This window comes from Bradyrhizobium sp. 14AA, assembly GCF_054185205.1.
Genome location: NZ_JAVAYM010000001.1, coordinates 749233 through 769735, shown reverse-complemented (window position 1 = coordinate 769735; position 20503 = coordinate 749233). Strand labels below are relative to the sequence as shown.

Here is a 20503-nt window from a genome sequence, read left to right as displayed (position 1 = left end):
GCGCCCATGCGAGACGATCGCCGCAAATCAACCTCAAACGCCACTGAGGGTGATCGCGGAAATGGGAATCATCTGTGGGCCGGAAACTCAGATTCGCGACGACAGCCATCATCGCCGTCGCGGCAGGCGTCTACATCAACAACACCAGTCTTCTGGCGCCGCATCGCGACAGCACGCCGGTGTTGCTTGCCCATCGCGGCATGGCGCAACGCTTCGACGAGCGCGATGTGAAGAACGACACCTGCACCGCCGCGCGGATGCTGCCGCCGACGCACGATTATCTGGAGAACACCCTTCGCTCGATGCGCGCGAGTTTTGACGCCGGCGCCGATGTGGTCGAGCTCGACGTGCATCCGACAACCAACGGCGAGTTCGCCGTATTCCACGACTGGACGGTCGACTGCCGTACCGATGGCCACGGCGTCACGCGCGAGCAGAGCATGGCGAAGCTGAAAATGCTCGACATCGGCTACGGCTACACCGCCGACGGCGGCAAGACCTTTCCGTTTCGCGGCAAGGGCATCGGGATGATGCCAACGCTGTCGGAGGTATTTGCCGCCTTCCCCGACAAGAAATTCCTCATCAACGTGAAGAGCCGGGACGCAAGCGAGGGCGAGACACTTGCCGCCGTGCTGAACGCGCTGCCGGCCGAGCGGCGCCGAACGCTCATGGTTTATGGCGGCGACGAGCCCATCGCGGCGATCCGTCGCCTCACCCCGGATGTCCGCACGATCTCGCGCGCGGCGATCCGGAGCTGCCTCATCCGCTATATCGGCTATGGCTGGACCGGTCTGGCGCCGTCCGCCTGCGACAACGCGATGGTGCTGGTGCCGATCAACGTCGCACCCTGGCTATGGGGCTGGCCCGATCGCTTCCTCAATCGAATGAACGACGCCAACAGCGCGGTCTTCGTGCTCGGCCCCTACAGCGGCGGCGAGTTCTCCACCGGCATCGACACGCCCGAATTGTTCGCCCGGCTCCCGCAAGGCTATTCCGGCGGGATCTGGACCAACGAGATCGAGGCAATCGCCACGGCCGCGGGCAAGAGCAAGAATTAGCTCCGCAACCCCGGCGCTTCCTGCCCGGTGCGCGCGACGTACTCCGTGTAGCCGCCGCCGAACTGGTGAATGCCTTCCGGCGTCAGCTCCAGCACGCGGTTCGACAGGACACTGAGGAAGTGGCGATCATGCGAAACGAACAGCATGGTGCCCTCGAAATCCGCCAGCGCCGTGATCAGCATCTCCTTGGTGGCGAGGTCGAGATGGTTGGTCGGCTCGTCCAGCACCAGGAAGTTCGGCGGGTCGAACAGCATCTTGGCCATCACCAGACGCGCCTTCTCGCCGCCAGAGAGCACGCGACAACGCTTCTCGACATCGTCGCCGGAGAAGCCGAAGCAGCCGGCGAGCGCGCGCAAGCTTCCCTGCCCCGCGGTGGGAAACGCGTATTCGAGTGACTGAAACACCGTCTGCTCGCCGTCGAGCAGGTCCATTGCGTGCTGGGCGAAATAGCCCATCTTGACGCTGCCGCCGACCGCCACCGTGCCTTCATCGGGCTCGCTCGCGCCGGCGACGAGCTTGAGCAGCGTCGACTTGCCGGCGCCGTTGACGCCCATCACGCACCAGCGCTCCCGACGGCGGATCATGAAATCGAGGCCGTCATAGATCCGTCTGCTGCCGTAACCCTTGTGCACGCTCTTGAGCGCCACGACGTCCTCGCCCGAGCGCGGCGCCGGCGGAAAGTCGAACGCCACCGTCTGGCGGCGGCGCGGCGGCTCGACCCGTTCGATCTTGTCGAGCTTCTTGACCCGGCTCTGCACCTGCGCTGCGTGCGAGGCGCGCGCCTTGAAGCGCTCGATGAACTTGATCTCCTTGGCGAGCATCGCCTGCTGGCGCTCGAACTGCGCCTGCTGCTGCTTCTCGTTCTGCGCGCGCTGCTGCTCGTAGAATTCGTAGTCGCCGGTGTAGGTCGTGAGCGAGCCGCTATCGATCTCGATCACCTTGGAGATCACGCGGTTGATGAACTCGCGGTCATGCGAGGTCATCAGCAGCGTGCCCTCGTAGTCGTGCAGGAACTTTTCCAGCCAGATCAGGCTTTCGAGGTCGAGATGGTTGCTCGGCTCGTCGAGCAGCATCACGTCCGGGCGCATCAAAAGAATACGAGCCAGCGCAACGCGCATCTTCCAGCCGCCGGAGAGTTTTCCGACGTCGCCGTCCATCATCTCCTGGCTGAAGCCGAGGCCGGACAGCGCTTCGCGCGCGCGGCCGTCCAGCGCATAGCCGTCGAGTTCCTCGAAACGGTGCTGCACCTCGCCGTAACGCGTGATGATTTCGTCCATCTGGTCGGCCTTGTCGGGATCGGCCATCGCGGCCTCGAGCTCGCGCAGCTCGGCCGCGACCTCGCTGACGGGACCCGCGCCGTCCATCACCTCGGCGACGGCGCTGCGGCCGGACATCTCGCCGACGTCCTGGTTGAAATAGCCGATGGTGATGCCGCGATCGATCGAGACCTGGCCCTCGTCGGGCAGGTCCTGCCCGGCGATCATCCGGAACAGCGTGCTCTTGCCGGCGCCGTTGGGGCCGACGAGCCCGATCTTCTCGCCCTTGTTGAGGGCGGCGGAGGCTTCAATGAACAGGATCTGGTGGCCGGCTTGCTTGCTGACGTTATCGAGGCGGATCATGAGTGTCTTTTTGGGGGATTTTTGCGTTGCAGCGTCATAGGGCATACGGGGGCCCAGGGGAAGCCCGGCGGGGCCCGGATTGCGCCCCCGCAAGACGCCAGTTTCCCGTAATTTGCCCCGATGCTCCGAAGCGACGCTTGGCGACTGCTGGCTGCCAGCTCGGGACTTATCGCCCCCCGAGTGGTGGCGGAGTGTCCTCAATTCTCGCACATAGGCAATTTGGCAATCGAAGTACGTCTCCCAGCTTCATCGCGAATTGCCCCGAGGAAGGCCTCACCAGGCAGCAAATATGAAAAGCGCTATCGCGACCGGAACAAAAATCGCCAAAGCCAACAATTGCCCTTTTGCGAAATCGTGAAGATCGACCGGGTCAACAGGAAAGAGACCAAGGCAACAATTCGCATAATAGAACGAGTTCTGATCTTCACCATCCGCCGGGTGTGCAGATGGAGCCTTGTCGTCTCCCGCATCGCGAACGAGAGGCGTTGGTGGCTGCCGCTGAGGTCGCTCGATCATCGCGATTTTCCTCCAGCCTGCAAACTTGAGAGGCGCGCCGAAGTCAAAGAGTGATGCCGTGATCCATTGTCAGAACCTCGCGCAGGGCGGGTCGTTTCAAGACCGTCGCGGGCTGGTGACGCATGGCCTATTCGCAGCACCCAGCCTACTTGGCTCTTCGAGACCGAATCTACAGCGGGCGGCAAGAGGCCGGAATGCCAATCAGCTGATCCGGCAGTTAATCCGGTGCCAAGAGCCGCCCTCTGCCAAATGCAGTTTGTCCCTCTCGGCCCCGGGGGCATCCCCGAAACGGTATCAACGCCGAGATCCCAGTGCTAGATTTCCCGGGTCATACCGAACGGGAGGACGATATGCCTGATAGCGTCTACAAGGTCATAGAACTGGTCGGTACCAGCAGCGACTCATGGGAGAAGGCGGCCGCCAATGCGGTCGAGCAAGCTGCAAAATCTCTCCGAGATCTTCGCGTTGCAGAGGTCGTCAAGCTCGACATGCAACTGGATGACAAGGGAAAAGTTGAGGCCTATCGCGCCAAGATCAACGTATCGTTCAAGTTCGAGGGCTCCTGAACCTCAGCACCTCGCCCCCCCACTTGCGGGGCGAGGATGGCTCATTGGAAAAGGCGCGTTGCGCGGTCCGCCCAACCGGGCGGTGTGACCCATCCCGGAGTAGGCCCTAGTCCGACCAGGGCCGATGTGCTTTGATGCGTGGGGGGCGTGTGGCGCGTGGTGGCCCCATGTACATGGTCATTCGCAAGTACACCAAGGTTCGTTCGGTCGCGGACGCTGCTCGCCGCGCCAAGAGCGGTGTCGGCGAGATCCTAAGGCAATCGCACGGATTCAAATCTTACTATGTGCTGGATGCGGGCGACGGTGCTGGTATCGCCGTGATGATATTTGACGACCGCGAAAGCGCCAATGCAGCGAATGCCAAGATACTGGCGTTTGTTCAAGCAAGTCTACCTGACCTTGATCTTGGAGTTCCCGAAATCACGACCGGCGAGGTTTTGGTGCACATAGAGCCTAATGGGTCCTCGGGCGTAATGTAGCCGTAAACGCCGCCAGTTGCGTGGAATGCGTCTCATTCATCCGCCCATGGTCATCGCACAGGATGATCCTTTGGGCGGTCCAATCGCGTACCGTCCGATTCTCAAGTGAGCTACCTGGTTGGGTAGCAGAATGGTCGCAGGAGAAGCCGATCATGACTGACGATCAGGTCAATCTCGTCGTTCAGCACCTTTGCGAGCAATTGCACCTGGCGCTCCGATTGAAGAACAGCGAGGCACATCCACCAAATGCCAAGGATATTGGATTTGATGCTGCTTCTGTAAGAACTGTATTGCTGACCGGGTTGCGTTCGGCGGATGTCACGATCCGCCACGAGGCAGCCGGGGCGAGCGATGAGCCGCCGGGGTCCTGAACGCAGAACGCGGGACAGCAGCCCAGCGCCAATGTCTCAGTTGGGTCCAATGCGAAGAACTCAGGGTGAGCAGATCTAGTCCGCTGTGCCTCACGGAGCGGACGTCTATCCGACGGGGGCGTCACTTCGCGTCGCGGTTGGTCCGCTCGGCGCCCCTGGCTTTCCGACTCCCGCCTTTTCGATATTCGAGCGGTCGAAGCATCATTGGGTCCACGTTGATGAGGCAGTCGAGCATTTCCAGAAAAGCGGACTGCAAAAAGGTACCTGAATGTCGTGACGACGATCGCGCGTGGTCACGAACGTCGGGTGACGTCTAGCGGCGTACGACCTTGCCTCGCACCGACTCGGCCAATGATGCCACCAGATGATCGGCAAGCAGCACCGCAGCGCGTGGCAGTCTTGGCGCCCGATGTAGCCGGATTTCCGCGCGCGGCAGCGGCGGCAGACCGTCGCGCGCTGACAGCCGCCGAAGTCTTGATGGAAACGTTCCCGATTTGACTACCGTCACCGCCAGGCCTTGCGCGGCGATGGCCTCGACTGCCGCGAGGCTGTGGCTGACGAAGGCGAGCCGCCAAGGACGGTTCGCCTTGTCCAGTGCCTGCATGGCCCAGTTGCGGAATAGACAGCCTTGCGGATAGAGCGCCACCGGAAGCGGGTCCGATTGCTCGGCGCGATGATCGGCGCTCGCCGCCCACACTGCCTGCTCGCATCGGAGCAGTTCGCCTTCAGTATGGCCTTCCGGATGCATGGCGACGACGATATCGTAAGTCCCCCCGAGCCGATTGGTCATGGTGGACGTAAGGCCTGTTTCCATCTCGACATCGATCAGCGGATAATTCGCAATGAAGCTCGCAAGCAGCGGCGGCAGCAAAAGCGTTCCGTAGTCGTCCATCACGCCGAGCCGAACGCGTCCCTCCACCTTGTGCGCGCGGACCCGCCCCACCGCCTCCTCGTTCAGGCTGAGGATGCGCCGCGCATAGCCGAGTAACCGCTCGCCGGCTGCGCTCAAATCCACGTTGGCTTTGGTGCGGTGAAACAACTCGGCCTGCAGCTGCTCCTCGAGCCGCTTGACCTGCATGCTAATGGCCGACTGCGTCCGGTTCAGCGCCTTCGCCGCCCGGGTAAACGAGCGCTGGTCCGCCACCGCCAGAAATGCCTGCAGAAGGTCCGGATCCAAACTCGGCGTCATCATCACAATCCGTGATTACATGTATCAGACAAATTCCATTCCTTAATTATCGCGTTTCCACCTATGCTCTGCAACCTGGAAGAATGGAAGTTGGCGAATGACGGAAGCTTGGGGCGTGCTGGCTGCGGTGGTCTCCAGCGCATTGGGCGGCACGTCGATCGGCGCCACCCGGTTTCTGGTCGACGCGATCGATCCGCTGGCGATCGGCTCGTTCCGGTTTGGAATAGGCTTCCTGCTGCTGCTGCCGGTGGCGCTGGTGCAAGGCTATCGCTGGCCGCCGCGGCTGGATTGGCCGGCGGTTGCAGGCCTCGGCCTGCTCTTCTATGCCGCGTTTCCGATCCTGTTCAACGCCTCGCTGATCTTCACAACGGCCGCGCGCGGCGCCTTGGCGTTGTCGACATTGCCCCTGCTGACCATGATAGTGGGCGCGGCCCTCGGCAGCGAGCCGTTGACCGCGCGAAAGACCACGGGCGTTCTGATCGCCATCGGCGGTGTGTCCATCGCTTTGCTGACCGGCCTTGCCACGGCACCGGACGGCGCATGGCGAGGCGATCTCCTGATGGTGTGCGCGGCGTTGTGCATGGCGCTTTACAGCATTTGGTCGAAGCCATTCATTGGCCGATGCGGCCCGATCCCTTTCACCACGCTTGCGATGGCTGCGGGCGCGGCTGTCCTGGTCCTTCTCGCCTGCCTCCACGGCAGCTTCATTCCGGTCGCAGGGTTTGGGGCACCGCAATGGTTCGGCGTATTCTATCTTGGCGCCTTCGGAAGCGCGCTCACCTTCTATCTCTGGGCCTTCGCGCTGGAGCGAACAACGCCGACCCGCGTCGCGATCTCCGTCACGGTCAATCCGGTCGCGGCCTCGCTGGTCGGTGCAACATTCCTGGGCGAGTCGCTGCGCTGGAATCTCCTGGCCGGGATCGCGACGGTATTTATCGGCATCTGGATCGCAACGATGCAATCGCATCCGAAGGCAGCGGCCGGGACCGATCCCGCATTGCAGGAGCCACGCTGAGCAGACTCTGCCGGTTCTGCGCTCCGCTCCAGGCAACAGCAGATCAGCACGTCACAGCTCCTTGGTGAAATGATAGCGACGAATGCTTCCGCCCACAGTCTTGTTGCTGACTGAATTGGGGACTTCCTCACGGACCAGCTGATATCCACAGGTCCTGTAAAGTGACAGCGCTTCGCGCTGCAGCTCCGAAGTGCTCAAATCAATCCGCGGACGCTTGCGCTTGCGGCACTCGTCTTCCGCAAACCTCAACATCTTCCGGGCAATACCCAGGCGCCTCGCGTCGGGATGGACGTACATGCGCCGCAACTCCATCCCCGCAGTTGACGAATTCTCGAGTCCAAACATGCCGACGACCGTCTTGCCGTCTACCGCCACCCAAAACCCACCCTTCCGCTGGCTGTAGTAGCGGCTGATTTGACTCATTTCTTCATGCAAGGACACGGTGATGTATCGTTCAAACGCTTCGGCCATGTGAGGAGGCGCAAGAAGTCGATTGACCCTGACGAAGAGAAGACGGACCTGGTCTGCGTCATCCTCGGTAAACGGCCGTATGATGATCGAAAGGTCCAACTGATCACTCGCTGCGCCAGGTCTCTCGTTCGGAAATCGCGAGAGGTGGCGTCCATACCATCGGATTTCAGTGTCCGCTTCGGGTCAAAAGCTGACGCTCGGCGGGCCGCGCGGCAAGGTCAACCATGGGCCATTTGCGGAATTGAAGTGACTGGCGCTCTCGCACAATCTATAGTATTTGTGCATGGCCGCCGCAATCGATGAGAGCAGTTACAGTCCCGTCAATCCGTCCGAAAGAATCGGAAGCATCGATGTGCTTCGTGGCGTGGCGTTGCTCGGCGTCCTAGCTATCAATCTGGTTACCGAATTTCGCATTTCCATTTTTGAGCAGTTCCTGCCCGCTGCACGGCCCGCAGCTCCGCTGGACCGGGCTGTCGAGACCATCTTGATGCTGGCGGTCGACATGAAGGCGTTTGCGCTCTTCTCGTTGCTGTTCGGAGTCGGCCTTGCAATTCAGTTCGAGCACCTTTCGACGAACCCGCATCGCGCACTTCTTTTGTTTCGCCGTCTGGTCGTATTGCTGGCACTCGGATTGATTCACCTTTGCCTCATTTGGAATGGTGACATTCTCACCGAATATGCAGTCGCGGGTCTTATCTTTCTACCATTCCTGTTTGGCCCCCGCTGGCTCTTGGCCAGCGGCGCGGCGACGTTCCTGGGAGTGTATCTGGCCCTGCAGGTATGGTCACCGCCTGGATTATTTCCGAGCTTTGCTGCAATCCAGCGCGATGTGCAGGAGGCCAATCACGTCTATGCCGACGGCAGCTTCTGGGAGGTGCTGGCATTCCGGCTTCGCGAAATCCCTCTGATCGTTCCTCTGCACATCTACGTTTTCCCACGCACAATAGGGCTATTCTTCCTTGGTGCGTTCATCTGGCGGAGTGACGTTCTCCGAAAGCCGGATCGGAAGCTCTTGTTCTCAACCGCGGCCGCATGCGTTGGCCTGGGCGCAGCGTTGATCCTTCTGAAAGTCAACGGCGCTTCGGCGAGCCTCGGTCTTGACGCAGTGGCCACTCCGGCCGGCACGATCCTGCTCGCTCTCGGCTATGGTGCAGCGTTCGTCGGCGTTGCCGAACTGACGGGCGGAAGAATGCTGCTGGGTTGGGCTGTGCCATTGGGCCGGATGGCATTCACGAACTATCTTGCCCAGTCCGTGATCTTTGGTTGGATTTTCTATGGATACGGCCTGGGCCTATTCGGGCAACTCGGCGCGGCCGAGGCGCTGGCCATCGGGCTTGCCGTGTACGTCTGCCAGATGTTCTTCAGCGCTTGGTGGCTGAGGCACTATCGATATGGTCCGGTCGAATGGTTGTGGCGAACGCTCATGTACGGCACGCAGCAGCCGATGTCTTTGAAAGGATCCGCCCGCGCGGAAAGCCGCCTCGCCTAGGTCTGCAATCGGTCACTTGCTGGCATTGGCTGGGGCGAGGCGCGAGGCCTGCTTCAGCTCACGAAGCGGACATCCTATGCCAATGAGTGTGCGCCCTACGCCCGCCGCATCAGCTTGAGCGAGGCCGCAAGGCGCAGGCTGCGCTTGCCGGCGAGCGCGATGCCTTCGAGCTCGCCGCTGTCTTCCGTGCACGTCCCCGAGAAGCCGATCCCGACCTCATAGCCGCCGAACACGGGGTTCTCGCCTTTGGCCGGCGTGTGCTCCTGGTTCAGCATCTCGCCCTTCCAGCGGCCGTCCGCCGAGGAGTAGGAGCCGAGATAGTAGAAGAACGCATCGCCCCCGAGGATGCGCCCGTCGATCAGCAGCATCACGCCGGACAGCCCGGCATCGACCCCGTCAAGCGCGCGCAGGCTCATCCCGTAGAGGCCGTTGGCGATGCCGCCCTGCCCGATCGTGCCGCGTGGCGGCAGCGCCCCGTCATCGAGCCGCGTGAGATTGGCCCAGAAATGGGCGCCCGGCATGGTGTCCGCACCGCCCTGCAGGCGGATCTGGTTGCCGACCAGCCGGCCGCGCGCGCCGATCGAGGCGACGTCGGCCCCCATCAGCGGCTTGTAGTTGGGATCCAGATTATGCCGCTCGGTGATGACCTCGGCGATGATCTCGCCATCGCGCTCAAAATAGGTGCCAAGATGCGCGAAACCCGAATTGCCGCCCAGCATCTTGCCGTCATGCAGGCACATGACGCTGCAGCCGGAGGCATCGTTGACGCCGTATTCAACCTTGTAGAGTCCGTCCAGCAACGCAAGAAGCTCGCAAAATCAAAAAGAATCGGGGGCTACCTAGCACCCTCGCCGTGCCAAGGCCATCCGGCTTTTCCGCGCAGGGCCGTTCTCGGAGGCTTCCGGCGCATGATGCCATCATGCCCCTGTTTTGCCCGACGGGTCAAGCAAATTTCGTCAAATCCGCAATACCGGATTCCCACTGTGATTTCAGCGGGACGGCTACTGTGCATGGGGTTGTTTTCGACATTTTTGTTTCGGGCAGCCTCTCCACGCGTCAGTGACGCTTGAAATACTGCACCTCACGCTCGTGCTTCTCGGCCGCCGCGCGGCTCCTGAACGTGCCGAGGTTGCGGCGCTTGCCGGTCTTCTGATTCACCTTGCGTGAGTAGAGGCGGTATTCGCCGGATGCGAGCTTGCGGATCATGATTGCGCCTCCTGCTTGTCGGGGTTCAACGACCGGTGCCGGAGCTGGTTCCTGCTTGGGGCCCTTTCGAACCCACCGACGCAAGCTCGCGACGAAGGAGCATGAACCAGACAGAGCCATCACCCGAAGAGCAGATCGCCGAGTTCGTAGCCAGCGCGGCGAAGCAGCCGCTGCTCGATGCCGCCTTCGAACTCTGGCGCTGGCGCTACCGGCTGAACTCCATCGAGGGCCGCCCGACCGCGGAAGAGGTCCGCATCAATCGCACCCTCACCCCTCAGCAGATGGGCGAGAAATACCGCTACGATCGCGACCACGCTCACGAAGGACCGATGTTCGGTTATGTGAAGCGCGCCCATCCGCAAGCCGACGACGAGGCGATCCGGCAGGCCATCATCACGTCAGTCAAGTTCGAGGGCGCGACCGAAGCGCATTTCAAATGGGACGGCGATTTCTGGGAATGTGTCGTCCGCGCCGTGGCGCAGGCCGCCGCGCAGTATCCGGATTTTCTCGAGACCACCTATCGCGACGCCCGCAACAATCTCGCCTACTACATGAAGTGAGCTGCGCAGGCGGATGCTCGGCTCATCCCTCCCAAAGGGAGCAGTGAGCTAGAAGCACAGCGTGGTGACGAGCTTGCCCTGCTTGTCCTTGATCGCGTAGGGGCAACGCAGCCGCTCCAGCGCAGCCTTGGCGTCTTCATCGCCGAGCGCGGCAGCGCGCTCGTAGTAGCCCTTCGCGGCGTCCTTGTCCTTTGCACCGCCGCGGCCTTCCAGCGCGAAGGCGCCCATGCGCTCCAGCGCACCGGGATGGTTTTGCGCCGCCGCCTTCTCGAACAGCGCGCGTGCCGCGACGTCGTCCTTGGCGCCGCCGTCGCCGTTGGAAAGCATCAGGCCGAGCTGGTACTGCGCTTCCGCGTTGGTCTCGGCAGCCTTGCCCAGCAGCGCGCGCCCCTGCACGGGATCGGCCGGCGCGGTGCCGCCTGCGCCGCCGAGCGCGGCGAGATTGCTGACGCCGCGGGGATTGCCGGCCTGCGCCGCCTTCTCGAACAATTTGCGCGCCTGCGCCTCGTCCCTGGCAACGCCGGAGCCGGTGCCGTAGGCGACGCCGAGCTCGACCATGGCCGCGCTCGAGCCCTTGTCGGCCGCCTTGCGCCAGGCAGCCATCGCGTCCGCCGTCTGCCGGTTGGCCGCATAGGCGCGGCCGAGCGCGAACATCGCGCGGCGCGAGGACGGCGCGGCCTGCTTGCAGAACTTGATCGCGGTCGCGACGTCGGAAGCTGCAACCTCGGCCACGCCCTTCACGTCGGCCGGCTTGTCGGGATCGCTGGGATCGGCGGCCAGGCGGTCGCACAGGACGAGGTCGGCCGATTGCGCATGTGCGGCCAGGGGCGCTGCGAGCGTGAGGAGGATGGCAAGAAGATAAGTTCTCATGGGTGCCACGTTGTGTCCCCGGCCCGGCAAATTCAAGGCTCGAGTCCCGATTGGCGCAGCACGGGTGCGACCTCGGGCGAGGCCAGATAACGCAGCAGCCGGTCCGCCGCCTCGGCATGCTCGGCGCTTGCCAGGCGGCCGGCGGAGAACACGGCCGGCGTCTGCAAATCGTGCGGGATCGGTCCCACCACCTCGATGCCGTCGACCTGCTTCAGCTCGCTGATCTGCTGCACGGCGAGATCGGCCTCGCCATTCACGAGCCGCTCCGCCGTAAAGCCCTGCTCGACGATGGTGGCCTTGGCGTTGATCTCGGCCGCGATGCCCAGCCGCACGATCAGCTGGGCGAAATAGACCCCGCTCGCGCCCAGCCGCGAATAGGCGACGGACTGCGCCGCGAGCAGCGTCCTGCGCAGCGCGGCTTCGCTTCCGATGTCGGGATGCGCTCGCCCTGCCCGCACGGCAAGGCCGACATAGGAGCGCGCCAGATCGGCCGCGCCATCGGCAACTACCCGGCCCTCGCCCATCATCTCCTCGAGCCCCTCGCGCGTGAGGATCACGAGATCGGCCGCCTCGCCGTCACGCAGGCGCTTCAGCAGGGCCAGGGTCGGCGCGAAATCGGCATCGATGCGGACACCTGCAGCGGTCTCGTACGCGGACGACAGGCTGCGCATCGCGCCCATCAGGCCGAGCGTCGAGAGCATTCGAATTCTTTCCATGTGCAATCCTGTGGCGCTCAGGCCTGGTGCATCAGCTTGAGCGCGGCGGTCAGGCGCAGGCTGCGCTTGCCGGCAAGCGCGGTCGCCTCCAGCACGGCCTGCTCCGCGTCATAGGTGCCGGAAAAGCCGATGCCGACCTCGTGGCCACCGAAGATCGGATCGTCTTTGGCCGGCGTGTGCTCCTGATTGAGAATCTGGCCTTTCCAGCGGCCGTTCGCGGCGGTGTAGCTGCCGAGGTAGTAGAACGCGGCATCGCCGCCGAGGATGCGGCCCTGGTTGAGCAGCATCACGCCGGTCAGGCCGCCGTCGACGCCGTCGAGCATGCGCAGATGGATCGAATAGAGGCCATCGGCGATGCCGGCCTCGCCGACGCCGCCGGCGATCGGCACCTCGTCTTCCGTGATCGGCGTCATCACCGACTGGAAGGGCACGCCCGGCAGCTCCTTCAGCTCGCCCTTGAAGCGGTAGAGATCGCCGTCGGCCCAGCCCTTCGCGATCAGGGTCGCATCGTCGGTACCCGCCATGGCGCGGTAGTTCGGATCGGGATTGTGGCGCACGGTCTTGATCACGATGTCGGCGCCACCTTCGGTCTTCGCGTAGGTGCCGATATGGGCGAACGCCGAATTGCCGCCGAGCATCTTGCCGTTGCCGACATGCATCACGCTCCGGCCGACCGCGTCGCCGAGTTGAAATCTCACCTTATAGAAGCCTTCAAACACCAGCCGTCCCCGGCCCCGCGCGCATCCAGGGGCACTCTATCCCGCTTTCTGCGGCGGCGGACAAGTTTCACGCGACCGGGTCCCGCGGGCCACCGGGTCGGCCGTCATCAGAATGCAAAAAATCCGCCGGAGCCTTGCAGCTCCGGCGGATTGAATGCCAACCCGGGCCAGCCCCCCAGCCCGGGCCGGGAGGATTGGATTAGGCCGCGGCCTTCTTGTCAGCCGGGACGGACGCGATCGTCTTCAGGATCTGCGAAGCGATCTGGTATGGGTCGCCCTGCGAGTTCGGACGGCGGTCTTCCAGATAGCCCTTGTAGCCGTTGTTGGCGAAGGAGTGCGGAACGCGGATCGAAGCACCGCGGTCGGCAATGCCGTAGCTGAACTTGTTCCACGGCGCAGTCTCGTGCTTGCCGGTCAGACGCTTGTCGTTGTCCGGGCCGTAGACGGCGATGTGGTCCATCAGGTTCTTGTCGAACGCGGCCATCAGCGCCTCGAAGTACTCCTTGCCGCCGACTGTACGCATGTACTCGGTGGAGAAGTTGGCATGCATGCCCGAGCCGTTCCAGTCGGTGTCGCCGAGCGGCTTGCAGTGGAATTCGATGTCGATGCCGTACTTCTCGGTCAGGCGCAGCATCAGGTAGCGGGCCATCCACATTTCGTCAGCGGCCTTCTTGGAGCCCTTGCCGAAGATCTGGAATTCCCACTGGCCCTTCGCGACTTCCGCGTTGATGCCTTCATGGTTGATGCCGGCCGCGAGGCAGAGGTCGAGATGCTCTTCGACGATCTTGCGGGCGACGTCGCCGACGTTCGAGAAGCCGACGCCGGTGTAGTACGGGCCCTGCGGCGCCGGATAACCCGAAGCCGGGAAGCCGAGCGGACGGCCGTCCTTGTAGAAGAAGTATTCCTGCTCGAAGCCGAACCAGGCGCCGGCATCGTCGAGGATGGTGGCGCGCTTGTTGGAGGCGTGCGGGGTCTTGCCATCGGGCATCATGACTTCGCACATCACGAGCACGCCGTTGGTACGCGCACCGTCCGGGAAGACCGCGACCGGCTTCAGCACGCAATCGGAGCTGTGGCCTTCGGCCTGCTGGGTGGAGGAGCCATCGAAGCCCCAGAGCGGAAGCTGCTCGAGCGTCGGGAACGACGCGAATTCCTTGATCTGGGTTTTGCCGCGCAAGTTCGGAGTCGGCGTATATCCGTCGAGCCAGATGTACTCGAGCTTATACTTGGTCATTGAGCCTCTCTGTAGATGATGCGAAAGGTGGGGGCCTTGGGGCCCCCGCACGTTTTGTACCCGGCCATCATCGGCCGGCCCTTTACAAGCATTTAACGTGCCAAAAGGCCGCACTACTGACCGTTTTCCACGGCGGCCGTCCTCTCCTCGCCGCCGACGGACCGTCCGCAATATCGTGCGTCATAGCCGCGCACCTTCGCGTGAAGCTGCACTGCAAAAAACCCGCGGAAAACGCCCGATTCTGGAGCAGTCGGCCCTGCGCCGGAGGTTGCCGATGAAACGCGCATCAACGTCCGGCAATTTTCGCAAAGCTCCACACCCCTGCCTAGCAACCTTTGGAATGGCCCAGTCGTTAGTCACCGACAGAGTGCCTTAGGGGATGCAGAAGGCTACCTGCCTACAAATTGGGCGGAAACTGATTTCCTTTTCAGCACTTTCCAATTCGGGAAGCGCGGCCGATATGGGGATTCCAGTAACCACAATCGAACGAGTCGGGCGCACCATGGAGGCTAAGGCGCTTCGACCAAGGAGCAATCGCAATGATGAACAATGGTCTGAGTCACGGATCGGCAACGATCTACCAATTCCCCGTCGGGGGCCGCGCGGCTCTCGCCGGACGCCGCTATGGCGAGACCCGCCTTCCCGCCGATCATGCTTCGCTTCCCGCGAATGTCTCGATCTGCAGCGACAGCTGGTACCACCAGGAAGCGGTCGACGAGGCCAAGCCGAAATGGGATCGCTGATGCCTGTGGCTGGTTTGATACCGCCGCGCTCTCGCAAGCGTCCGGCGCAGTTTGAAAAAGGGTCGAAACAACGATGTTTCGACCCTTTTTGATTCCTGGCCCAACGACGCCGTTCAGATCACCGCGCAGGCGGTCACCGGCCGCTTCAGATGCTTGACCGTGATGGCCCCGGTCTTGCCGATCCTCAGCGTGATCCCCGCCCCCGAATAGCGCGCACCTGACACCGTCAGCCGCTTGGCGAGCGTGACGGGTTCGCCGTCGATCTGGAGGAAGGCGCGCTTGTCGTCGTCATAAAATCCCACGATGAACTGCGTACCATCGGCGCAGTGGTAGGTCCGGAACGTCTGCGCATCGGCCTGCCGCGCACTGGTCATTCCAGCCAGCATGGTGATCCCCAAAAGAATAGCCTTGTGCCGGCCCATGATCGCCCCCCTGTAATAGACCCCAAGGACGCCCGCAGCGCGTCCAATGGAACCATAACCCAAGCTGATCTCATGCAAGACTCTTCCCTAAAAGACTCCCCTGCCCGCCACCTCGCCTTGCAAGGCGCCAGTAATTTTCGCGACCTCGGCGGCTACGCCACGACTGATGGCCGCACCACGCGCTGGCGGCACATCTTCCGCTCCAACCATCTCGGCCAGCTCACCGCCGACGACATCGCGATCATCCGCGCGCTCGGCGTGCGGAGCGCGTTCGATTTCCGCGGGGTCGAGGAGCGCGCGGCCGGCGTCTGCGTCGTGAACGAGATCGCGGTGCATTCGCTGCCGATCGAACCAACGGTCGTGGCGGCGCTGCGTGCCGAGATAGCCACGGGCACGTTGACCGCGCCGGTCGCGCTCGAGCTCATGCGCGAGTCCTACCGCAACTATGTCCGCCACAACACGCACAGTTTTCGCAGCCTGTTCGGCCATCTCCTCGAGGACCGCGCACCGCTGGTGATCCACTGCACCGCCGGCAAGGACCGCACCGGCTTCGCCAGCGCGCTGATCCTGCTTGCGCTCGGCGTGCCCGATGACGTCATTGCCGAGGATTACCTCCTGACCAACCGGCACTACAAGCGCGACGCATCAAACGCCTTCGATCTTCCTGCCGACGTTCTCGATGCGATCGGCAGCGTCGAGGCCTCGTATCTTGCTGCGGCTTTCGAAGCCGTCGACGGCGAATATGGCGATCTCGAAACCTACTTGCGCGACGGGCTCAAGCTCGGCACAGCAGAACGGGCTGCGCTGAAGGCGCGCTATCTGCAATCGTAGGCGATCGCGCCGGGAGAACGATGATGCAAGGCAAGGTTCTGATCGTCACCGGCGCACTCGGCGCGCTCGGCAAGGTGGTCGCAGAGATCGCGCAGTCACGCGGCGCGCGCATCGCCGGCATCGATCATGCGCCCTCGCAGGTCTCCACCACGCCCGAGCGCATCGAGATCGGCGGCGTCGACCTGTCCGACGCGGCGCAGGCGAAGGCTGCGGTCGAGGCGGCCGCGAAGCATTTCGGCCGGCTCGATGCGCTGATCAACATCGCCGGCGGCTTCGCCTTCGAGACCGTCGGCGACGGCGACATCAAGACCTGGCAGCGCATGCATGCGCTGAACGTGCTGACCGCACTCAACACGTCGCACGCGGCGCTACCGCATCTCGCCGCGTCCAAGGCCGGCCGCATCGTCAACATCGGCGCCATGGGTGCGCTCCAGGCCGGCTCCGGCATGGGTCCCTACGCCGCGTCGAAGGCCGGCGTGCATCGCCTTACCGAGGCGCTCGCCAGCGAATGGAAGGGCAAGGTCACTGTCAACGCGGTACTGCCCTCGATCATCGACACCAAGGCGAACCGCGCGGATATGCCGAAAGCGGACTTCTCCAAATGGGTGACGCCGCAGGAGCTCACCGAGGTCATCCTGTTCCTCGCCAGCGATGCCGCAAGCGGCGTCACCGGCGCGCTGATCCCGGTCGGTGGGCGAGTGTGATCAATCCGGCACCAGCAGCCGAAGGTTGCCTTTGAAGCGGATGCTCTGCTTGCCCGCGAGCGCAATGCCTTCGCCGTACGCGGTCTCGTCGGTGTAGGTGCCACTGAATCCGATGGTGACGACCTTGCGGCCCCACACCGGACGCTCGTCGAACGAGGGCGAATGCTCCTCGTTGGTCAGCTCGCCCTTCCACTTGCCATTGGCCGAGGTGTAGGTGCCGTAGGCGAAGAAAAATGAATCGCCGCCGCGCATGGTGCCGTCACGCAGCACCATGACGCCCTGATTGCCGCCCTGCACAGCATCCAGCATTTCGATGCGGATGTGATAGAGCCCGTTCCTGATCGTCATCTTCGTCAAGCGCCCGGCTGTCCCGCCCGCAGGATAACCGCACCATCCGTTCTCGATCAAATGGTGCAGAGCCCCGAGTCCGATCCGGCTAGACTGCCGGCAACTGATTCTCCGATCGAACGTCACACTCGGAAGGTTCCTTTGGAAACCGCGCTTTATCTGCCCGTCAAACGCTTCCTCGAAGAGCTCGGCTTCACGGTCAAGGGCGAGATCGGCGGCTGCGATCTCGTCGGCCTCAGCGCCGGCGATCCGCCCGTGGTGGTGATCGGCGAGCTCAAGCTCGCCTTCAATCTCGAGCTGATCCTCCAGGCCGTCGACCGCGCGCCGGCCGGCGACGAGATCTGGATTGCGGCCAAGATGTCGATCCGCGGCAAGGGGCGCGAGAGCGATGCGCGCTATCGCAATCTGTGCCGCCGCCTCGGCTTCGGCATGCTCGGGGTGACCGACCGCGGCCAGGTCGAGGTGCTGGTGAAGCCGCCAACCGCAGCGCCCCGCCGCGAGCCGAAAGTGCGCTCGCGTCTCGTTGCCGAACACCAGCGCCGCCAGGGCGATCCCGTGCTCGGCGGCAGCACGCGCTCACCGATCATGACGGCCTATCGGCAGCAGGCGCTGGCCTGCGCATCGGCGCTCGCCGACGGTCCGCGGCGGGTGCGCGAATTGCGCGAACGCTGTCCCGATGCCGGCAAGATCTTGCTTAACAATGTGTATGGCTGGTTCGAACGCGCGGACCGGGGAATCTACGGGCTGACCGAGGCCGGACATGCCGCGCTGAAACGCTGGCCCCAGCAAAAAATTGGGGCCGACGCAGGTGCTCCGTCACCGGCCTGACACGGGATCGATGCAAGCCGTGAATAGCTGAGATGCCACACGAAATTCATATTGCAATGCAACATAGGCGACACTAGGTATCCGGGATCGAAACGAGGCCCCCATGAGCGCAGACTGGAATACCAAGTACGGCACGCGGCGCGTCCGCCACGACCCGCCCACCCTGGACGAGGCGATCTTTGCCGCCGTCGGCATTACCGACGACCATGAGCAGCAGGCCGAGATCGCCGCAGCTCTGATGGGAATGCCGCTCGATGTTGTGCAGGCCGAGGTCAAGAAGCAGGCGCGGACCAACAGCCGCATCACCGCCACGCGCGTGATCGCCGGCGAACAGGGCGCGCAGCGCTCGGTGGTGGTCGAACGCCGCGTCGTCCGCCGCTTCAGTGCCGCCACGCGCACTGGCACCTGAGCGCTTAATTCCCTGCTCCCAATACGAAAGCGGACCGGTTTTGCCGGTCCGCTTTTTGATTCCGCTCCGCTCTTCGTTCAGGCGGCGCGATTGCCATACATGCTGGAGATGATCTTCCAGCAGGTCGAATTGAAGCTGAGAATCGCGCGACCGGCCTTGAAGGGCGAGGCCGCGAGATCGGCGAGCTCGGCTTCGGTCGTCTTGACGAGATCAATCGTGCCGGTCGATTCGCCATGGCGGAACTGCAGATGCGCGCCGAACTTCCTGGCGAGTGCCCGCATCGCGTGATTCTCGGCGCCGGTGGTGATGCGCAAGCGCTTGTAGCCCTTCCAGCGCGCCTCCGCGATCAGTCGGCTGAACAACACGGTGCCGACGTTCTGGCGTCGCGCCGAGGCTTCCACGCTGAAGGCAACTTCGGGCAGCGAATCGCCCTCCGGCGGATGCAGCTCGGCCGCACCGCGGACCATGCCATCGACGATATAGGCGACGATCACGGTGCCATCCTCGGCACAGCGGGCGGCATAGCGCTCGATAAAGCTGTCATCGAGAAAGCCGTTGAAACGGTCGTGCCGACTTGCGGCATCGAGTCTGAGCAGGTGATCGCGCAGAAGCGGCAATTCTTCCTGCTGGCTCAAGGTCCGCACATAGCCCGGAACAGACGGCGCGCGAACGGTGTCTTCAAGTACCACGTCAAAACTCCTCTTGGTGTCCCTCGAGGAGGCGTTCGAATCCCTAGGCCCCCTATATTGTGCGTCGCAATAAATTTTTCAAGACGGGAACCTGCCCAAGTTAGAAGCAGCGGAAGCGACTAATTCGTTAACAAAATCAAGGCCCCGTATTCATACGAGAACCAGCTGCGTCTGAGTCACGACCGCTACCAATTTACCGTCCTCGGTCTCCAGCCGGGTGGTCCAGACCTGGGTCCGGCGGCCCCGATGGACCGGGGTCGCGGTGGCGATGACCGTGGTTCCCTCCTTCGCCCCACCGATGAAATTGGTCTTGCTTTCGAGCGTGGTGGTGCCCTTGGCGTCCTCAGGCAGGTTGATCACGGTTGCCGCTGCACCGACGGAATCCGCCAGCGCCATCACCGCGCCGCCATGGATGGTGTGGTGGAGCGTGCAGAGTTCGGGTCGGACCGTCATCCGCGCCACCACGCGGTCCTTGTCGGCCTCGACGAACTCGACGCCCTTGAGCTCGGCGAACGGCATCTTCATCGCTTTAAGTTTTTCGAGCGGCGTCATCGGATCTCCTCCCAATTCCTTGTTGTCCCAGCGTGAATTGCCCCGCGCGGCAAAGCAATGACGTCCGAGGTAATCGCTCTGCTGACATCGGCGCCCGCATTTGCGCATATGCTCCTCTCATGCGCCACTTCCCGCCCCGCCGCATCGTCTGCCTGACCGAAGAGACGGTCGAAACGCTCTATCTGCTTGGCGGGCAGGACCGCATCGTCGGCGTGTCCGGCTATGCCGTCCGTCCGCCGCAGGTGCGGCGGGAGAAGCCACGGGTGTCGGCCTTCGTCTCTGCGGACATTCCAAAAATCCTGGCGCTGGAACCGGACTTGGTGCTGGCCTTCTCCGATCTCCAGGCCGGCATCGTCGCCGATCTCGTCCGCGCAGGCATCGACGTCCACGTCTTCAACCAGCGCGACGTCGCCGGAATCTTGGCGATGATCCGCGCGCTAGGTGCCCTGGTCGGCGCGGCGGAACGCGCGGAGGAACTCGCGCAAGGTCTTGAGCGGCGCCTTGCCGCGATTGCCGCAACACCCCGCCCCTCGCCGCGGCCAAAGGTCTATTTCGAGGAATGGGATGATCCGCTGATCTCCGGTATCGGCTGGGTGTCCGAGCTGATCGAGATCGCCGGAGGTGAGGATGTGTTTCCGGAGCTGCGACATCGGCAGGCGGCGAAGGATCGTATCGTTTCGGCGGAGGCGGTACGCGAGGCAGCGCCGGATTTGATCCTGGCGTCATGGTGCGGCAAGAAGGTCGTACCCGCCCGCATCCGCGCGCGCGAGGGCTGGAGTGAAATTCCGGCAGTGCGTAACGGCCGCATCGTCGAGATCAAATCGCCGATCATCCTCCAGCCTGGACCTGCGGCGCTGACGGATGGGCTCGATGCGATCGTGACAGCGTTGTGGGAGTGA

General features: G+C 63.2%; 27 protein-coding genes. 13 read left to right on the top strand and 14 right to left on the bottom strand.

All coding sequences use genetic code 11. The annotated features are described in order from the left end of the window. Positions 1-74 precede the first annotated feature (74 nt). Complete coding sequence (locus RAD15_RS03555) at positions 75-1058, top strand: glycerophosphodiester phosphodiesterase family protein (RefSeq protein WP_458174394.1); 984 nt, start codon at positions 75-77, stop codon at positions 1056-1058. Here the strand turns inward: RAD15_RS03555 and RAD15_RS03550 are convergent. Continuing rightward, complete coding sequence (locus RAD15_RS03550) at positions 1055-2677, bottom strand: ABC-F family ATP-binding cassette domain-containing protein (RefSeq protein WP_458174392.1); 1623 nt, start codon at positions 2675-2677, stop codon at positions 1055-1057. The genes RAD15_RS03555 and RAD15_RS03550 overlap by 4 nt on opposite strands. 273 nt (positions 2678-2950) lie before the next feature. Next, entirely contained in the window at positions 2951-3193 is a 243-nt protein-coding gene (locus tag RAD15_RS03545) for a hypothetical protein (protein ID WP_458174390.1), read from the bottom strand. Between the two features lie 350 nt (positions 3194-3543). On the opposite strand from RAD15_RS03545, the gene RAD15_RS03540 reads away from it, so the two are divergent. From RAD15_RS03540 to RAD15_RS03530, 3 genes are all read left to right on the top strand, one after another. Continuing rightward, the gene (locus RAD15_RS03540) at positions 3544-3759 is read left to right on the top strand and encodes a dodecin family protein (RefSeq protein WP_212337104.1); all 216 of its coding nucleotides are present in this window, start codon (positions 3544-3546) and stop codon (positions 3757-3759) included. 167 nt (positions 3760-3926) lie between these two features. Further along, complete coding sequence (locus RAD15_RS03535; RefSeq protein ID WP_458174388.1) at positions 3927-4238, top strand: hypothetical protein; 312 nt, start codon at positions 3927-3929, stop codon at positions 4236-4238. A gap of 152 nt (positions 4239-4390) precedes the next feature. Continuing rightward, positions 4391-4609, top strand: a complete 219-nt coding sequence (locus RAD15_RS03530) for a hypothetical protein (RefSeq protein ID WP_458174386.1) — start codon at positions 4391-4393, stop codon at positions 4607-4609. Between the two features lie 313 nt (positions 4610-4922). On the opposite strand, the gene RAD15_RS03525 is transcribed toward RAD15_RS03530, so the two are convergent. Further along, complete coding sequence (locus tag RAD15_RS03525) at positions 4923-5801, bottom strand: LysR substrate-binding domain-containing protein (RefSeq protein WP_458174384.1); 879 nt, start codon at positions 5799-5801, stop codon at positions 4923-4925. A 94-nt stretch (positions 5802-5895) separates the two neighbouring features. On the opposite strand from RAD15_RS03525, the gene RAD15_RS03520 reads away from it, so the two are divergent. Next, entirely contained in the window at positions 5896-6813 is a 918-nt protein-coding gene (locus tag RAD15_RS03520) for a DMT family transporter (RefSeq protein WP_458174381.1), read from the top strand. Between the two features lie 51 nt (positions 6814-6864). Here RAD15_RS03520 and RAD15_RS03515 read toward each other — a convergent pair whose 3' ends face one another. Continuing rightward, the gene (locus RAD15_RS03515) at positions 6865-7383 is read right to left on the bottom strand and encodes a GNAT family N-acetyltransferase (protein ID WP_458174379.1); all 519 of its coding nucleotides are present in this window, start codon (positions 7381-7383) and stop codon (positions 6865-6867) included. A 184-nt stretch (positions 7384-7567) separates the two neighbouring features. On the opposite strand from RAD15_RS03515, the gene RAD15_RS03510 reads away from it, so the two are divergent. Further along, the gene (locus RAD15_RS03510; RefSeq protein ID WP_458174377.1) at positions 7568-8773 is read left to right on the top strand and encodes a DUF418 domain-containing protein; all 1206 of its coding nucleotides are present in this window, start codon (positions 7568-7570) and stop codon (positions 8771-8773) included. A gap of 95 nt (positions 8774-8868) precedes the next feature. Here RAD15_RS03510 and RAD15_RS03505 read toward each other — a convergent pair whose 3' ends face one another. Beyond that, positions 8869-9573 carry a GrlR family regulatory protein gene (locus RAD15_RS03505; protein WP_458174375.1) on the bottom strand — a complete coding sequence of 235 codons (705 nt, stop codon included), beginning with the start codon at positions 9571-9573 and terminating at the stop codon, positions 8869-8871. A gap of 256 nt (positions 9574-9829) precedes the next feature. Beyond that, positions 9830-9979, bottom strand: coding sequence for a hypothetical protein (locus tag RAD15_RS03500; protein ID WP_458174373.1), 150 nt, complete (start codon positions 9977-9979; stop codon positions 9830-9832). A gap of 101 nt (positions 9980-10080) precedes the next feature. Between RAD15_RS03500 and RAD15_RS03495 the strand changes: the two genes are divergently transcribed. Beyond that, positions 10081-10539 (top strand): hypothetical protein, encoded by a 459-nt coding sequence (locus tag RAD15_RS03495; RefSeq protein ID WP_458174371.1) that lies wholly within the window; start codon positions 10081-10083, stop codon positions 10537-10539. 48 nt (positions 10540-10587) lie between these two features. Here RAD15_RS03495 and RAD15_RS03490 read toward each other — a convergent pair whose 3' ends face one another. From RAD15_RS03490 to RAD15_RS03475, 4 genes are all read right to left on the bottom strand, one after another. After that, positions 10588-11409 (bottom strand): tetratricopeptide repeat protein, encoded by an 822-nt coding sequence (locus RAD15_RS03490; RefSeq protein WP_458174369.1) that lies wholly within the window; start codon positions 11407-11409, stop codon positions 10588-10590. Between the two features lie 32 nt (positions 11410-11441). After that, positions 11442-12125, bottom strand: coding sequence for a substrate-binding domain-containing protein (locus RAD15_RS03485; protein WP_458174367.1), 684 nt, complete (start codon positions 12123-12125; stop codon positions 11442-11444). A gap of 17 nt (positions 12126-12142) precedes the next feature. After that, positions 12143-12844, bottom strand: coding sequence for a GrlR family regulatory protein (locus RAD15_RS03480; protein ID WP_458174365.1), 702 nt, complete (start codon positions 12842-12844; stop codon positions 12143-12145). Positions 12845-13043: 199 nt separating this feature from the next. After that, positions 13044-14078, bottom strand: coding sequence for a glutamine synthetase beta-grasp domain-containing protein (locus RAD15_RS03475; RefSeq protein WP_458174363.1), 1035 nt, complete (start codon positions 14076-14078; stop codon positions 13044-13046). 539 nt (positions 14079-14617) lie between these two features. On the opposite strand from RAD15_RS03475, the gene RAD15_RS03470 reads away from it, so the two are divergent. After that, positions 14618-14821, top strand: coding sequence for a DUF2735 domain-containing protein (locus RAD15_RS03470; RefSeq protein WP_458174361.1), 204 nt, complete (start codon positions 14618-14620; stop codon positions 14819-14821). A gap of 113 nt (positions 14822-14934) precedes the next feature. Here RAD15_RS03470 and RAD15_RS03465 read toward each other — a convergent pair whose 3' ends face one another. Then, positions 14935-15243: an MliC family protein gene (locus tag RAD15_RS03465; protein WP_458175023.1), complete on the bottom strand. Its 309-nt coding sequence runs from the start codon at positions 15241-15243 to the stop codon at positions 14935-14937. Positions 15244-15315: 72 nt separating this feature from the next. On the opposite strand from RAD15_RS03465, the gene RAD15_RS03460 reads away from it, so the two are divergent. Both RAD15_RS03460 and RAD15_RS03455 read left to right on the top strand, forming a co-directional pair. Next, a complete protein-coding gene (locus RAD15_RS03460) occupies positions 15316-16074 on the top strand; it encodes a tyrosine-protein phosphatase (protein WP_458174359.1) in 759 nt (252 codons plus the stop codon). Positions 16075-16097: 23 nt separating this feature from the next. Beyond that, entirely contained in the window at positions 16098-16778 is a 681-nt protein-coding gene (locus RAD15_RS03455; RefSeq protein WP_458174358.1) for an SDR family oxidoreductase, read from the top strand. On the opposite strand, the gene RAD15_RS03450 is transcribed toward RAD15_RS03455, so the two are convergent. Next, positions 16779-17126, bottom strand: a complete 348-nt coding sequence (locus RAD15_RS03450) for a GrlR family regulatory protein (protein ID WP_100175743.1) — start codon at positions 17124-17126, stop codon at positions 16779-16781. 141 nt (positions 17127-17267) lie between these two features. Between RAD15_RS03450 and RAD15_RS03445 the strand changes: the two genes are divergently transcribed. Together RAD15_RS03445 and RAD15_RS03440 are read left to right on the top strand one after the other, a co-directional pair. Continuing rightward, positions 17268-17954 (top strand): DUF2161 domain-containing phosphodiesterase, encoded by a 687-nt coding sequence (locus RAD15_RS03445; RefSeq protein ID WP_458174357.1) that lies wholly within the window; start codon positions 17268-17270, stop codon positions 17952-17954. A 103-nt stretch (positions 17955-18057) separates the two neighbouring features. Then, positions 18058-18363, top strand: a complete 306-nt coding sequence (locus tag RAD15_RS03440) for a hypothetical protein (RefSeq protein WP_028144951.1) — start codon at positions 18058-18060, stop codon at positions 18361-18363. A 77-nt stretch (positions 18364-18440) separates the two neighbouring features. On the opposite strand, the gene RAD15_RS03435 is transcribed toward RAD15_RS03440, so the two are convergent. Together RAD15_RS03435 and RAD15_RS03430 are read right to left on the bottom strand one after the other, a co-directional pair. Continuing rightward, the gene (locus RAD15_RS03435) at positions 18441-19052 is read right to left on the bottom strand and encodes an N-acetyltransferase family protein (protein ID WP_458174356.1); all 612 of its coding nucleotides are present in this window, start codon (positions 19050-19052) and stop codon (positions 18441-18443) included. A gap of 150 nt (positions 19053-19202) precedes the next feature. Then, entirely contained in the window at positions 19203-19604 is a 402-nt protein-coding gene (locus RAD15_RS03430) for a PaaI family thioesterase (RefSeq protein WP_458174355.1), read from the bottom strand. Positions 19605-19723: 119 nt separating this feature from the next. On the opposite strand from RAD15_RS03430, the gene RAD15_RS03425 reads away from it, so the two are divergent. Further along, positions 19724-20503 carry a cobalamin-binding protein gene (locus RAD15_RS03425; protein ID WP_458174354.1) on the top strand — a complete coding sequence of 260 codons (780 nt, stop codon included), beginning with the start codon at positions 19724-19726 and terminating at the stop codon, positions 20501-20503.